Genomic DNA, 15,285 nt, shown 5'->3' on the forward strand with positions numbered 1-15,285 from the left:
CGGGATGCGGGAAGGATCAGGAACCGGCCGGCCGTCGTGCCGGCGTGCCACTTCTAGATGGGCTTAGCGACAGAAGCGTCGTCGCGGTTTCGTCGGGCGCCGTCGAAGGGCCCGCGACAAACAGCGGCACGCCCGACTGATCTTCCGACCAGACGCTGTTTCTACCGGCGGCCTTTGCTGCATAGAGCGCGGCATCGGCGGCGGGAATGATCGCATGCACATCCCCATGCCGGTCGGCAAGGGCTATCCCGATGCTGACCGTCGCCGACAGCACACCCTTGGGCGTGCTCAGCCGGCGCGCTTCGAACGCGGTGCGAATGCTGTCTGCAATGGCGATTGCATCCGGGCGGTCCGCCTGTGGAAGGCAGACCGCGAATTCCTCCCCGCCCATGCGCGCGATCGTGGCATTGCGGGGGACGGCCTTCGAGACGATCTGCGCAAATTCGACGAGCACCTGGTCACCCACCGTGTGCCCGTAGCGATCGTTGATCGCCTTGAAGTGATCGATGTCGAGATAGAGCAGCGCCCCCTTGGCCGGCTGCGTGGCGAGATGGGCCTCCATCTGCGCAAGGAACGAGCGGTGGTTCGGCACGCCCGTCAACGCGTCGGTTTCCGAGGCGAGCTTGTAGCGTTGCTGGGTTCGCTCCTTGACCAGCGCGAAGAAGGCGAATCCCCCGGCAAGACTGTGAAAAAACAGCTCGAAGGTCAGCAGCTGATACCAGAGCGGCTGCGACGTTCCGGCGGCCGTATTGCCGGCGAGCGGCCAAAGCAGGACCAGCGGAATGCGGGCGAGGTAGAGCAGGCCGTGGGTGGCGAACACGAAGGCGACGATGTAGGAGCTGGGAAGCTTGCGGAAATTCTCCGAGCGGAAGATCTCGAGCGCGATCAATGCCGAATAGGCGAAGATCAGGACCGAGTAGAGTACGATCCGGCTGGTGACGCTCTCGCGAACATAGTCTGAAAAATAGGTGACGAGGATCCATAAGGCCGGGCCGAAGAGCGCAGCGGCGATCTTGAGCGGCTGATTGTCAAAGGCGCGCAAGCCGAGCCAGATCATCGCGAGCCCCAGCACAGCGAGCGCGTTGCCAAGCGAGATGGTCATGAAGTTGTAGCCGTCGCCGCGCAGCGTCAACAGCACGAAGCCGACCGCGCTGATGGTAAAGGCTAAGGACCACAGAAGCAGCTCAAGGCTTTTGCGCTCCTGCCGCCAGGCAAGACCGAAGAAAGCGGCGAAGATCACCAATGTCGCGAACGAACTGAGCATGATCGTCGGGGTATGCAGGATGTCCACCGTCGTCTCCTGATGTTCGCGCGAAACCATGCCCCACAAGCGTAAAGCTTTCGCAAATGACGGCTCCAGAGGCCGTGCCCAGCATCGGACGATCTGTGCCAAAACGGCGGTTGCCCCGGCGGGAAAACGGCAGGAAACGGGTTGAATTCGGATGCGCCCTGCACGATTTTGGGAGCAGACGCACAAGCGGAGGCGAGGCCGATGGGTCAGGCGATGCATCGTTATTTCATCTTTGAGACCGCAGCCGGATTCTGCGGCATCGCCTGGAACGATGTCGGCATCACGCGCTTTCAGCTGCCGACCAGTACATCGCAGTCAACCGAGCGGCTGTTGCTGCGGCGCCTGCCTTCCGGCGAAGCGTCGGAGCCGACGCCCGAAATCCGGGCGGCGGTGGAAGCCGTGCGGCGTTACTTCGAGGGCACGGAGGTCGATTTTTCCGGCTTCGCGGTGGATCTGCAGGGCCAGGATGAATTTTTCCTGCGCATCTATGCGGCCGCGCGGGCGCTGCGCTGGGGCCAGACCACGACCTATGGCGCGCTCGCCAAGGAACTGGGCGTCGGGCCGGAAGCAGCACGCGATGTTGGCCAGGCCATGGCGAAGAACCCGGTATCGCTGATCATCCCCTGCCACCGGGTGCTGGCCGCCGGCGGCAAGATCGGCGGGTTTTCAGCGCCGGGCGGTTCGACAACCAAGACGCGCATGCTCGAACTGGAAGGCGTCCATCTGGAAGAACAACAGGCCAAGCCCGCACAGCAGTCTTTCGGCTTCTGAGGCGGTTCCAGCGCGGGACGCCTAAAGTCTGTCGCGTGAAAAAGGGGTCACACGCCAGGCTTCAAGCTCTTGTTTTTATGCATGTCGTTGCCGCAAGATCGCTGCACACTTTTGCGCGACATGCATTAGCCTTTGGACCGTTGCTCGGCCTCGCGTTCGTAGACCGCGAGGAAAGCCTTGCCCATCAGCGACGTCTCGTTCTCGATGCTCTTTCGCAGGACCGCTGCGCGGGTTGCCTGAATGGCCCGGTCGTCAGGTGCGGCCGCGCTCGCAAATTCCACGAGTTGCACCGCGAGGCGGAAATTACCAGCCTCCGACAGATGGGCGGCCCGTTTCGCGAGCCTTTCGGCGCCGCCGGCAAGGGCGGCCAGCTCCGATGCGAGATCGGCAGTCCTCGGCGGCTTGAGATGGGCGGCGTCGCCATCGAACCAGCCGGCGTAGAAGTGGTAGATGCCGCGCACAAGGAATTCCGGGTCGTCGTACTTGGCCGCCAGATAGGGCTTTGCCAGATATCCGTCCGGCACCTTCACCGCATGCAGAACCTCGTCGAGGGTGGCGCCCCTGTTGATGAGTGCGAGCGTTTCACGCACGAAATGTTCGAGCGCCTCTGCCCCGTGGCGCAGCATCTCGGCAACCCGTTCTTCACCAAAGACGACCGGACCATGACCGGGAATGAGGACCGCCGGAGCGAGCGCTTCCATCCGCCGAAGTGCCGTCGCCCAATCCGCAGCATAACGCTGCACCTTGCGCGGATTGCCGGCATTCGGAAATACCCAGATGACGAAATCGCCACTCGCAAGGACGCGCCGTTCCGGCAGCCAGACGAAGGTAGCATCGTCGGTTTCGCCTCTGCCGTGAAAGAGTTCGATCCTCTCGCCGCCCACCGAGAGCGAGAGGGTATCGTCATAAACCACGTCCGGTCGACGCTGACCGATCGGGTAAATGTAGCCCGGTTTGTTGAACTGCTGGCTCTGCGCGATGCTGTTGTAGCCATGCGAAGCCTCGTACCGCTCCATCCGCCGCGTGACGTTGCGGTGGGCGACGATCTGCGGGCGCGCAAGTCCGCGCGCATCCGCTTCCCGGTCGATATCGGTGATCCCGCTCGTATGGTCGATATGACCATGCGTGAAGATGACGGTGTGGATGGGGCTGTCATCCCAGGAGCGTATGACGGCGAGGGTCTGCTTTGCCGTTTCCGGCTTCGCGGTGTCGATCAGGACCAGGCCTTCACGCGTGCGGATCGCCGTCACGCTGCCGCAGAAATAGGTCGTGTGGACGGTGATGATATCGTCGGCGACGTGCGTGATGGCGCCATGCGAGACCGCAGCGGTCCATTCTTCCATCTGAGCCGTGCCGTCCCACAGCCGCTCGAACAACGGATCCTGTCTCATGGGCTCTCCATCCTCGAAGCAATCGCCGTCACCTTTAGCATTGCCGGCCGTGATTGGAAGCCGGTGCGTATGGTCGCGCGGGCACGCCTTCGGATTTGGGCTCCGTCATTGGAGACGTTCGCTCATTGAAGAAGCTTGAACAGCTTTCCCAAGGTGCCGGTTTCCTGCGCCGGCTGCTCGGCCTCGGCGGCGGGTTGCTGATCCGGCTGCGGTGTTTCCGGCGCTGGCTGTTCCACCGCGGTGTCGGGCGGAACTTGCCCATCGACGGGCGGTGCCGCGTCGGGCTCGGTGCCGCCGCCGATGATCTGCTCGATGGAGAGTTCGCTGCCTTCATCCTTCGGCTGCTTGCCGATGGCGCCGCCGAGGATGTCGCGGATTTTTCCTCCCTTGCCTTCCCCGGACAGAAGCTCGTCGAGCCCCAGCTTGCCCGTCGGCAATCCGAGCTTCTTCAAGGTCGCAAGCGCCGCATCGGGGTTCTTCAAGAGGCCCGAGAGGTCGGGATAGATGCGCGGCGCGGCAAATGACCCCTCGATGACAACAGGCACGCCGATGCCTTCGGTCGCGATGTCGGCGCCCTGGCCCTGCAGGGATGCGACCACGCGCGGATCGAGGCGGAAGTTCAGCTGATCCTCCGGCAGGTTTGCCTCACCCTTGCCGCTCATCCGCACGAGCGGACCGACGAGCTTGATGTCGTCCGTGCGCGCAACGCCGTTGTCGATGGCAAAGGACGCCCCGAGTTCGGTGAAGCCGGTCGCCTTGTCGTCGTTCTGCTTGAAGCCTGAGGACATCAGGCCGACGAGATTGTTGTAGACGTCGGCCACGTCGATCCCGCGAATTGCGCCGTCGGAGAAACGGACCTCAGCCGTGCCCTTGAGCGATCGCTTGAGCGTGCCGGTCGTGCCGCCGGCGCCTGCAATGTCGAAGGTCGTCTGCAACGCGCCTTCGAGGTGCTTGAAGTTCGCAAGGTCGATGAGCAGCGGCGCGGCGGAGGCGCCCGATATCGAGGCCCTCACGGCGATCGACGGCTCCGTGCCGGATCCGTCGGCGGTCAGGCTCGCCGCCACCTGGCCGCCATAGAAGGGGCTTTCGGGAATGTCGAGGTTTGCAACCCCCTCGGAGATCTTCAGGGTGGTTGCGGCCGGCCCGGCGACGACACGACCGTAACCGAGCTTCTCGGCATCGACCTTGATGGAGGCATCGATGGAGCGAAGCGCGGACAGATCCAGCGGCGCATCCGGGGCAGGGCTTCCGCTTGATTTGCCCTTGGCCTTCGCCTGCGGTGCGGCCGACGGAGCGCCGGCCAGCCGCGCGAGATCCAACTCCTGGAAATGGAGCGCGCTCGAAATTTTGAGCGGTGTCCCGAGTTCGACCGCGCCGTTGCCGCTTCCCTCGACCCCGTTGACCGAGAGCGTGGCCTTCTGGAACGCGACGCCGGCAGCGCTTGCCTGCACGTCGCCATTGAAGGCGAATTGCGCGATGCCGCCCGCGTCGGCCTGACCGATCCAGGCAAGAAGCGCCCGCAGGTCTGCGGCCGCGAAGTTCACTTTGCCTGCATAGCTGCCCGCAAGCGCCGCCCTGCCATCCAGCGCAAGGGTCGCTTCCTTCGTACGCAGGTCGAGTTTCAGCGGGATGTCGCCCGCGCGGGCGTTGGCGTCCATCAGCAGGTCGCGGACCGGCAGCGTGAGATCGATGTCGGCGGGCTTGCCGCGCCACACAAGGCCGCCCGCAAGACGCATCGGCTTGGCCAGGCCGTCGATCTTGAGGGCGAGTTTCTTTGCCTTCACCTCGGCCATGGCCGGATCGGTGATGCCGGGAATGACGATGGTCGCGTCGCGCAGGCTTGCGCCGCCGGTCACGTTGATCGTCTTGCGCACAGAGCTTGCGCTCAGTCCGCGAAACGCGAAGCCCGTGTCCATCGTCACGGTTCCCGACAGCGGCACCGATTGGCCGGCCAGAGCCGCGAGTTTGGAAACATCAAGGCCGTTGCTGACGACGCGGCCCTTAAAAATCGGCTCGTTGGCGCTGATGTCGGCTGTAAGATCGGCGGCAACGCTGCCGGCGTCGATGCCGAGATGTTCAAGCCGGCCGGTCAGCTGCCCGTCCTTGAGCGTTGCCGTCAGCGCGACGTCGGAGGCGGAGATGTCGCCGACGGCAAGAGCCGCGATATTGACGCTGATATCGGCATCGAAACCGGCGAGTGCCTGCAGGCCCGTTGCCGTCTTGGCCTTTTCCGTCCGGCCCGTCGGTTCCGTCGGCTGCGACGATGCGGCGGTCTCGCCGCCTTCGAGAAACGCGCTCAGATCCAGCCGGTCGGCGTTGAGGTCGGCGAGAAATCGCGGGCGGCTGCCCGGTACGAACAGTGCGTCGAGCCCGAGCGTTTCGTCTCCGACCGTGAGCTTGCCGCCGCGGATCTGGTAGCCGCCATTGGCATTCAGCGCCACCTGGCCGCTGGCGGTCAGTTCGGTGAGCCCTGCCGCAAGCGCAGGCTCGGCCTCCAGCGAGAGGCTGAGTTCGGCGGGCTTGTGCTCGAGCAGCGGACGCAAGGGCGAAACGCCCAGCGTCATCTCATATCGCCGGCCGTCGACACCGGCGCCAGCCGAAAGCGACAGCTCGCCGTCGATATCCGGAACGGCGAGCGTAAGGTCGAGATCGTTGACGACGTCGGCCGAACCGCCGGCGTCCTCCTGCCTCAGCGTTCCCTCGCTGATCGAGATCTTGTCGATCGCGCTTTTTTCGAGGAAAGCGATAAGGGCGGCGAGTGGATCGCGCGCTTCGCCCGTGGTGGCCCCTCCCGCCTCGGCTCCTTCGTCTCGCGCGGTCGGTGCGGCCTCGGCCTTCGGCCGCAGCGCCACGACAGGGCGTACGAGCCTTACTTCCCTGACGTGCAGGCGCTCCGACCAGAGCGAGGAGAGCGTCACGGAGCCGGCGACTTCGCCGATCTCGGCGGTCATGCCGTCGGCATCGAGCGAGACGTTTTCGGCGACAACGGCCAGATGCGGGACGACGGAAAGCCTGACCGGGCCGTTGAGCGCGATCGAACTGCCGGTCGTGTTCGAGAGTTGTCGCCCGAGCTCGGCGCGCATCCAGTCGCTCGAAACGAAGCTGGGCAGGATCATGACTGAAACGACAGCGAGGACGCCGAGCGCCAGCAGGCAAAGAAAGAAACGCCGCATGTTTCCCCTCGTTGCGAAAGCGACTGATTCGGTATCGTTTTCCACGGCGCGCTGTTTTGCAACTCTTGGCGCGATCCGCTTTCCTCGCCGGATGGAGGCGCTATCGGCCGGCGACACCCTTTGCGGCCGCGCCGCCATCGCCAATCCCGGGAGCGATGGTCTCGATCGTGGGGAGTGGTGGAGCGGTTCGCGCCGGTGAAGATGGCACGACAAATGCACGTGGGCGATGCACGAGCGTGACCAGCACGAACGACAGGATCATCAGCAGGTACCAGGCGCCGAGCTTCTGCACGGACACCGGCGTCCAGCCGTGGTGCTGCGAGGGATAGATCCAGGCCCGCGACCAGGTGCCGATGTTTTCCGCAAACCAGATGAAGAGGGCCACGAGCAGAAAGCCGACGAGCAGCGGCATGCGGTGGCGAAACCGGAAGACGCGATAGTGTACCGTGGTGCGCAGGAAGAGGATCGCCGTCAACCCGAACAGGACGTAGCGCAGGTCGATGATGTAGTGGTGGCTGAAGAAGTTGACGTAGATGGCAAGGGCCAGCAGCAAGGTCGCAGCGAGCGGCGGGTAGCCGCTGTAGCGCATGTCGAGAATGCGGGTCACGCGCGCCAGATAGGAGCCGACGGCGGCATACATGAAGCCCGAGAACAGCGGCACGCCGCCGATGCGGAAGAGGCTCGGCTCCGGGTAGATCCATGAGCCGACGGAGGTCTTGAAGATTTCCATCAGCGTGCCGACGACGTGGAAGATCAGAATGACCTTGGCTTCTGCGATGGTCTCGAGCTTGAAGACGAGCAGCGAAATCTGGATGGCGATGGCGCTCAGGAACAGGAAGTCGTAGCGGGCAAGGCCAGCGCCTTCGGGCCAGTACAATTTCGTGGCCAGCATGAGGGCCAGCATCGCGCCGCCGAAGAGGCAGGCGAAGGCCTGCTTGATGCCGAAGACCAGAAACTCGGTCAGGCTGCCGAAGAGACCGCTCGCAGGAAGCCGGTCGAGCACGCCATGTGCTGCGGCGTCGATGCGCGCCTCGAGGCTAGTGAATCGCCGTTCCTCGGGCTCCCGAACCATCCGCATCGTCTCCGTGTCGCCTCGCTGTGCGATGGCGTGACAATGCGGTTGAATTATGGATGGGCAAAACCGGGCCGTGCGCGCGTGCGCGGCCTCTCATCGGTCACCGCCCGAAGACGGCGGGACCGCGGCAGGCCGTCGTCAGCGCTCATGGCGGTCGATCATCGCGGGAAGGCGTAGCGGTCGACGATCCCCCAGATCTCTCGGTTGACCTCCTGCAATTGCTCGATGACCTCGTTGATCCGCGCGATCTCCGCATCGTTGATCTGCTCGATCTTGCCGTACTTGATCGTGTCCTTGCTGTCGAAAATCGCCATCAGCTGCGTGCTGGCCTGATCGCCGGTTTCGTCGAAGGAATAGATGCAGTGGCTGTACTTGTTGCGAAGCTTCGCCTGCCGGCCAAGCTGTTGGGTAATCGCGAGAATTTCCTGCCGCTGGGCGGCCGGCGTCTTGCCCATCTTGGTCAGCCTCTCGACGAGTTCGATACGGGCTCGCGTCGTGTTCAGCGTGAGGAAGATGACGATCGCGGTTTCCTTGTCGACCCGGGCGAGGCCGGCGATGAGGTAGATGAGCAAGCTCTCCGTATTGGTCCACGTGTAGTTGAGTTGTCCGATTAAAAGTAGGATCTCATGAAATTTTGCCATGGCCCCTGCCAACGCTTTCAGTCAATTGGACATGCGCTAGAATATCCCATTCCTGCGTCGAGTAAATTTGTTCTGTTGACGTCTTGCGGGCCCGGAAATGCGGCGATCGGCCCTCTCCGGCTCGTGGCCGGCCGTGGGTTGACGGCCATATTTAGCCTAGCCCACGGGTGAACATTTCCGCGTCCCATCGCTAGCCCGCGAAGGTTAACCCGAACTGACAACTTACAATGTGTGTCGGTTTTAGACAGAGTCTCTCTGCAACCGGCGAGCAGGACGCACTCAGGCCCCCTATGGGCAAGCACTGCATCGAATGGAAAAGCCCAGTTGGGAACCTGTTCCGGTCCTCTCGACCAAGTAAGGGGAGAGGCAAAAAAAGCGATCAAAGATATCGACGTGGGGGCGACTAGGCGCCCGGAGGAAAACACCTTTACTGAGTTCAACAAGTCCAACATGTAGCCCGCGCATGGCCCAAATCCGCGTATGAGAAGAATGCGGCTCGGCTGTCGCGGCCTCAACTCGAGGTGATTGTTATGAGTAAGGACAAGAATATTCTGTGGCCATGGGATGACAGCCAGTCTCAAGATCAGGACCAGGGTCAGGGACAAGGCCAGGGTCAAGGGCAGTTGCAGGCGGAGCTGCAGGCCCAGCTTCAGGGGCAGGGGCAAGGACAGGGCCAGGGACAAGGCCAGGGACAGGATCAAGGCCAGGGTCAGGGCCAGGACCAGTCGCAACTCAGCGAGTCCTACAATGGCAACCTGAACGGCAACGGCAACCTGAACGGCAACGGCAACGGCAACCTGAACGGTAACGGCAATGCCAACGGCAATGCCAATGGTAACGCCAATCTGAATGGTAACGGCAATGCCAACCTGAACGGCAACGGCAACGCCAACCTGAATGCCAACCTCAATGAAAACAGCACCGATGTCGATGTGGACAGCAGCACCACCGTCGATGTCGATGTGGACGTCGATCTCGATCTGAGCGGCTACAAGCCGTCCGATGACGATTTCGCCGATATCGACAACTCCTCGATCCACGGCATGGCGAACACGAGCTTCAAGGACATCCTGAACGGCTCGATGAACGGCGACAGCAACGTTGCCAACGTGTTCAGCCAGAACGCCATCATGTCGGATGACGACAGCGCCTCGGACATCAACAACAGCGGTACGCTCAACCAGAACGGCAACGCCAATGCCGGCGACGCTGAATCGGGCGACGGCATCAGAGCCGGAGCAGACGGCGGCGAGGGCGGAAGCAAGGCCTATGCCAACGGTGGTGACGGCGGCGATGGCGGCCATAGCGTCGGTGGCTTCGCAGGCGCTGGCGACGGCGATGGCGGCGACGCAGACAACAATGCCGATGCGACCGGCGGCGCCGGCCTTGGCGGCATTGCAGCGAGCGTTGGCGTCGGCGGCGGCAGCTCCAGCGGTGACGCGAATGGCGGTGCAGCGACAGCCGGTGCCGGTGGTGCTGGTGGTGCCGGTCTCGGCGTCGGCCTCGGTCTCGGTGTCGGCCTCGGCGTCGGCGCGGCAGCCGGTGGTGACGGTGGCAGCAACGGTGCCGGCAACGGTGGCACGAGCGGCGACGTCACGAGCGGCCCCGCAGGATCCTCGGATGCAGGTGACGGCGGCGATGCCGGCGGCTTCATCCTGCCGATCCTGAACCTCGGTGGTGACGGTGGCGACAGCAACGGTGGCAACAGCGTCGCGGTCGGCGATACCGGCAGTGCTGACGGCGGCGATGCCGGCGATGCCGGCGACGGCGGCGGTGCCTTGGGTGCTGGCCTTGGCGCGGGTGCGGGCTTCGGTGCCGGCGCGGGCGTCGGCGGTGCCGGCGGCGGCGGTGGCGATGCCTTTGCCAGCGGCGGCTCCACGGGTTCCTCGACCGGTGGTGACGGTACCGGTGGTGCAGCGACCGGCGGTCACGGCCTCGGCGGCCTCGCGCTCACGGGTTCGTGGGCAGCCGGTGGCGACGGTGGCGATGCCTATGGTGGCCACTCAGTCGGTGGTGCCGGCGGTGCCGGTGGCAGCGGTGGCTTTGCGACCAACGGCGATGGCGGCGCGGGTGGCAGCGCCGGCATGTGGGGCTCGTACAATGGTGACGATAGCTTCGTCGAAGGGCTCTCCTCGGCCTCGGCAGACGCAGTCATCGACACCAACGCCTTCAACCAGCAGATCGTGCTCGGCGCGAACCTGCAGGGCAACACGATCGACATGACGGTCGTCGGTGGTGATTACACGACCACTGCCGTCGGCGACGACGACAACACCTGATCGGTAAGGGGGCGTCGACCCGCATCTCGCGGACTCGACACGAAAATGACTGCGCGGGAAGCCTCTCGCGCAGTCAGGCATGACCCGCCAAGCCGGCGGGAACTGCCGACTACAAGAGGAGGGCCTGACCTTGTATTCCGCAAAGATCACCGAGGCCATTGCCCATTTCATCGGTCTCTTCGAACTCTCGACCGAAGAGGCGCGTCTGCGTGAAATCCACGAGAAGTTCGACCCGGATCGCGAAGTCCACAAGGATCCGAAGGAGCTCGTTTCTGCGCCGGTCAAGGTGCACGCACCTTACGATCTCGACGACTTCAACCCCGACATTCCGTACAAGCCGGTCGGACCGGACATCTTCATGCCGATCCCCGACGGCTATGCCGGCGTGTCCTTCCCCGAATATCCGATTTTTGGCGGCTCCCTTGGCCGCGTCAGCTCGGAAGTCTTCCTGCAGGGCCCATCGGCGAGATCGGCGACGCAGGTGATCGAGCCGCACATCAACCCGCCGGGTTCGGTCGCGCTCTACAGCAACCAGATCGCCGAGCTTTCGGACAATGATTTCGTCAGCGTCGGCGGGCATGGCCTGAAATCCGGCCTGCAGATCGACAATAGTGCCACGATGGCCGAGCTCATCGACGCGACGCAGAAGATTTCGCTCTTGGGCGAGACGGATGTCGCCGGCTCCAGTGACGCGATCGCCAGCCTCGTCGTCGGCACGGCCGAGAGGCTTGATGCATTCTCCACCGGCGGCGAAGCGGAGGCAGAGGGGCTGTCCGTCAGCCATTTTTCGGCCAAGGCCGACACGCTCGAAGGCATCTATGTGAACGGCGTGATCGTTGAGCAAGCACCCGTTCTCAAGGATCACCTGCCAGACCCGGACGAGGCCGCCGATACGCCGGACGAGCCCGAGCTGTCGAACGGAGCGGTCGAAGTCGAAGGCGGCGTCGCCTATGGCGAGGGCGCCGTCTCGATCGACACTTCGGTCGAGCTGGAGACCGGCAGCAATACGCTGGTCAACTCCGTCGTGATTACCAGCAACTGGCTGCAGGCCGAAGTGCTGGCGGTGGCCGGCGACCACGTCGAACTCAACGCGATCGTGCAGATCAACACCTACTATGACAGCGACCTCGTCAGTTCCGCGCTGAGCGCCGACAATATCGAGCAGCATGCCACCCAGGCGTTCAACATCGCCATGTTCAAGCATGTCGAGCCGACGCAGATGGCGCCTACCGAAACCGGAGACTTCCCCAAGGCCTGGGCCATCACCGAGGTCAAGGGCGACCTGATGATGGTCAACTGGTTGCAGCAGTTTGCCTTCATGTCGGATCAGGACACGGCGATCCTGTCCGCTTCGGGCTCGAAGCTTTCGATCGTCGCGGGCGACAACACGGCCGCCAACGAGGTATCGCTGCTGGAGCTCGGATACCGCTTTGACCTGATCTTTGTCGGCGGCAGCGTTTTCGACGCCAACATCATCCAGCAGACGAACATTCTGCTCGACAACGATCTCATCGGTGCCGTCGGCGGCTTTCACACCAGCGGCGCTGGGTCGGTCTCGACCGGCGGAAACCTGCTGTGGAATTATGCGGGCATCGTCGAAGCCGGCAGTGCAGGTCCGGTCAATCCGATGTCGGAAGGTTATCTGTCGGCGCTGCAGGATCTTTCGGAAGGCAGGAAGCCTTCGGGCGGAGACCTTCTGCATGATCCCGCCTTTGCCGGGCTGCATGGCCTGCGCGTGCTCTACATTTCCGGCGATCTCATCGGCCTCAATTACATCCAGCAGACGAACATCCTGGGCGACAGCGACCAGGTGACGCTGGCGATGAATGCGCTTGCGGCCAACCCTGACGTGGATTGGACCATATCGACCGGCTCGAACGCCCTTTTGAACTATGCGGGGATCGTCGATGTCGATACCGGCAAGACGATCTATGCCGGCGGCGGAGCCTATTCGGATGAGGTGCTCATCCAGGCGGAGCTGGTCAAGAACGATCCCTATCTCGGGGGCCAGGACCCGGACGCGCTGGTCAGCGAAGCCGTGATCTTCCTCGGCGACGACATGCTCACGCCGGACACTGGTCAGCAGCAGGACCAGATTTCCCCGAACCAGGGAATGCACACAATCGACACGGCCAGCGTCGATCCCATGCACAGCATGATCGCCTGATTGGAACGCGGGAGGATACCCATGACCGACCGCAGCATTCCGTCTCGGCCAGCGTCCGCCGAAACCGGCGGCGATGCCTCTTCGCGCGCGGAGGAAACCGGAACACGGTCGGAAACGTCCGCCGCGGACGCCATTCGGCGGCAGTTCCTGCGCAGGCTCAATCATCAGGAACACATTCTGGACCGTGCTGTTAAGGAGATCGACGGGGTGGCGGACCAAATAAGAAGAGTGGCGGCAAACGGCGCCGGCGAGGATGGCAACTGGGGCACTTCACCCGTTTCGCCTCTTCCCGGATCGGGCGTTGCCGCAAGGCCGGTACAGACCGCCGGCCCGACGCCCGGCTTCGCACCGGCGCGCGCTGCTGCGCCGGCCGCACCGATCGGGATCGCGCAGGCGTCGAGCGCAGAGACGGGGACGCCACCGGCGGCTGCCGCTGAGACGGTCAACGTCGCGTCGCGGCCGTGGCCTCCAAAGACCGAGCCCGTGGCGAGGGTCGAGGTCCGGACCGCTCCGCGCGGCGAGGCGGCGGCGGAGCGCCGCTCGTTGCAGGAGGAGCCAAGGCCGGAACCGTGCATCGAAAAGCCGGTCGGAAAACCGGTTGCCTGGCCGACGGCGGAGATGAAGGAGAGATATTCGCCGTCGGGTATGGTGGTGATCGACGCCGACCGAGGGCCGATCAAGGCCGAGCCGCGGTCGCCCGACAAGGGTGGCGGATCGTCCGACGGCAAGGGCGGCGGTGGAGGCGGTGGAGGCGGCGTCTTCCACAAGCGCCTTGGCCCCGTCGATTTTTCGTCCAGCCTCAGCGCTGGTCTCAAGGCGATCCGGCAGAACCTGATGATCGTCATGGTGTTTACAATCGTTACCAACGTCCTTGTGCTGTCGATACCCGTCTATCTGTTCCAGATCTCGGACCGGGTGCTGACCAGCCGCTCGGTCGACACGCTGGTGATGCTGACGGTGATCATCGTCGGCGCGGTGCTGCTGCAGACGGTTTTCGATGCCATTCGCCGCATGATCCTGATGCGCACCGCAGTGGAGGTGGCAGCACAGCTCGGCGCGCCGATCCTGAGCGCGGCAGCGAGAGCCGCCCTGCATAGCAACGGGCGCGAGTATCAGACGCTTGGCGATCTGCAGCAGCTTCGCTCCTTCCTCGTATCGGGCACGCTGCTTTCGTTTCTCGATGCGCCGATTGCACCGCTCTTTCTGGTGGCGGTCTTCCTCATCCACCCGCATCTCGGCATGATCGTCGTCACCTCAGCCGTTCTTCTTCTCATCGTGACGCTGTTGAACCAGAAAGCGACGGCTGCGGCGTTTGGCGAAGCGACCAACTACCAGACCAAGGCCAACCTTCACCTCGATTCGATGTCGCGCAATTCCCAGATCATCAACGCACTGGCGATGATCCCGGAAGCCGTGCACATCTGGGGCAAGGACATGGCCGGTTCGCTCAAGGCCCAGGTGATGGCGCAGGACCGCAACATCGCCTTTGCGTCGCTGTCCAAGGCGGTGCGCCTTCTCACTCAGGTGATAATGCTCGGCTGGGGTGCCCATCTCGCCCTCAACGGCGCGCTCACCGGCGGCATGGTGATTGCGGCCTCCATCATCGCCGGCCGTGCGCTTGGGCCCATCGAGGGAGCGATCGAGGGGTGGAGCCAGGTCATCCAGTCGCGTGCTGCCTACGGGCGCATTTCCGCGCTGCTCAAGGCCTCACCCCTCAATTTCGAGCGGTTGAAGCTGCCGCGTCCCGAAGGGCGCCTCGATGTCGAGCGGTTGCTCTTCGTTCCGCAGGGCACCAAGCGCGTGGTGCTCAACGGCATCACCTTTGCGCTCGAGCCCGGCGATTCGCTTGCCGTGATCGGCAGTTCCGGCGCCGGCAAGACGACGCTCGGCAAGATGCTCGTCGGCTCCATCCTGCCAACGTCGGGCAACGTCCGGCTTGATCTCATGGATTTGAGAAACTGGGACCAGCGGCAGTTCGGTGAAAGCATCGGCTACCTGCCGCAGGACGTGCAGCTCTTCCCGGGCACGATCAAGGCCAACATCGCCCGCATGCGCGAGGATGCCACCGACGCTGATATCTATGCCGCCGCCAAGCTTGCTGACGTTCACGACATGATCGCCATGTTGCCGCACGGATACGAGACCGTGGTGGCCGCCGACGGCTCCCCCCTGTCGGGCGGCCAGAAGCAGCGCGTTGCACTCGCCCGCGCCTTCTTCGGCAATCCGCGCATGGTCGTGCTCGACGAGCCCAATTCCAACCTGGATACCGCCGGCGAGGCGGCGCTGACACGGGCGCTGACCCATGCCAAGCGCGAGAAGATCACGGTCGTCACCATCACCCAGCGGCCCACGCTCTTGAACAGCGTCGACAAGGTCCTGCTGCTCGTCAACGGCACGGTCGCCCTGTTCGGTCAACGTCAGGACGTCCTCAAGGCGCTTGCCGCACGCGGGGTCAACACCGAAGGCAACCCGCTCGACCAACCCCAGCTTCCGTAGG

At 63.8% G+C, this 15,285-nt stretch carries 9 protein-coding genes; 4 read left to right on the forward strand and 5 right to left on the reverse strand.

The window, feature by feature from the left end:
- Positions 1 to 16: 16 nt before the first annotated feature.
- Positions 17 to 1,291, reverse strand: a complete 1,275-nt coding sequence (locus XB14_RS20585; protein WP_179119628.1) for a GGDEF domain-containing protein — start codon at positions 1,289 to 1,291, stop codon at positions 17 to 19.
- A gap of 201 nt (positions 1,292 to 1,492) precedes the next feature.
- On the opposite strand from XB14_RS20585, the gene XB14_RS20590 reads away from it, so the two are divergent.
- Positions 1,493 to 2,062 (forward strand): methylated-DNA--[protein]-cysteine S-methyltransferase, encoded by a 570-nt coding sequence (locus XB14_RS20590; protein WP_077963522.1) that lies wholly within the window; start codon positions 1,493 to 1,495, stop codon positions 2,060 to 2,062.
- 125 nt (positions 2,063 to 2,187) lie between these two features.
- On the opposite strand, the gene XB14_RS20595 is transcribed toward XB14_RS20590, so the two are convergent.
- The 4 genes from XB14_RS20595 to XB14_RS20610 all read right to left on the reverse strand — a co-directional run bounded on the left by XB14_RS20595 (position 2,188) and on the right by XB14_RS20610 (position 8,342).
- Positions 2,188 to 3,453: an alkyl sulfatase dimerization domain-containing protein gene (locus tag XB14_RS20595; protein ID WP_077963450.1), complete on the reverse strand. Its 1,266-nt coding sequence runs from the start codon at positions 3,451 to 3,453 to the stop codon at positions 2,188 to 2,190.
- A 122-nt stretch (positions 3,454 to 3,575) separates the two neighbouring features.
- Entirely contained in the window at positions 3,576 to 6,626 is a 3,051-nt protein-coding gene (locus XB14_RS20600; RefSeq protein WP_077963451.1) for an AsmA family protein, read from the reverse strand.
- Between the two features lie 100 nt (positions 6,627 to 6,726).
- Positions 6,727 to 7,698: a DUF817 domain-containing protein gene (locus XB14_RS20605; protein WP_077963452.1), complete on the reverse strand. Its 972-nt coding sequence runs from the start codon at positions 7,696 to 7,698 to the stop codon at positions 6,727 to 6,729.
- A 161-nt stretch (positions 7,699 to 7,859) separates the two neighbouring features.
- Positions 7,860 to 8,342: a hypothetical protein gene (locus tag XB14_RS20610; RefSeq protein ID WP_077963453.1), complete on the reverse strand. Its 483-nt coding sequence runs from the start codon at positions 8,340 to 8,342 to the stop codon at positions 7,860 to 7,862.
- Positions 8,343 to 8,872: 530 nt separating this feature from the next.
- Between XB14_RS20610 and XB14_RS20615 the strand changes: the two genes are divergently transcribed.
- The 3 genes from XB14_RS20615 (at position 8,873) to XB14_RS20625 (ending at position 15,284) form a co-directional block, all read left to right on the forward strand.
- Complete coding sequence (locus XB14_RS20615; protein WP_077963454.1) at positions 8,873 to 10,621, forward strand: hypothetical protein; 1,749 nt, start codon at positions 8,873 to 8,875, stop codon at positions 10,619 to 10,621.
- A 130-nt stretch (positions 10,622 to 10,751) separates the two neighbouring features.
- Positions 10,752 to 12,788: a type I secretion protein gene (locus tag XB14_RS20620; RefSeq protein WP_234804091.1), complete on the forward strand. Its 2,037-nt coding sequence runs from the start codon at positions 10,752 to 10,754 to the stop codon at positions 12,786 to 12,788.
- Positions 12,789 to 12,809: 21 nt separating this feature from the next.
- On the forward strand, positions 12,810 to 15,284 hold the full coding sequence (locus XB14_RS20625; RefSeq protein ID WP_077963455.1) for a type I secretion system permease/ATPase: 2,475 nt from the start codon (positions 12,810 to 12,812) through the stop codon (positions 15,282 to 15,284).
- Position 15,285: the final 1 nt, after the last annotated feature.

This window comes from Ensifer adhaerens (assembly GCF_002007205.1).
GTDB classification, from domain to species: Bacteria; Pseudomonadota; Alphaproteobacteria; order Rhizobiales; family Rhizobiaceae; genus Ensifer; species Ensifer adhaerens_D.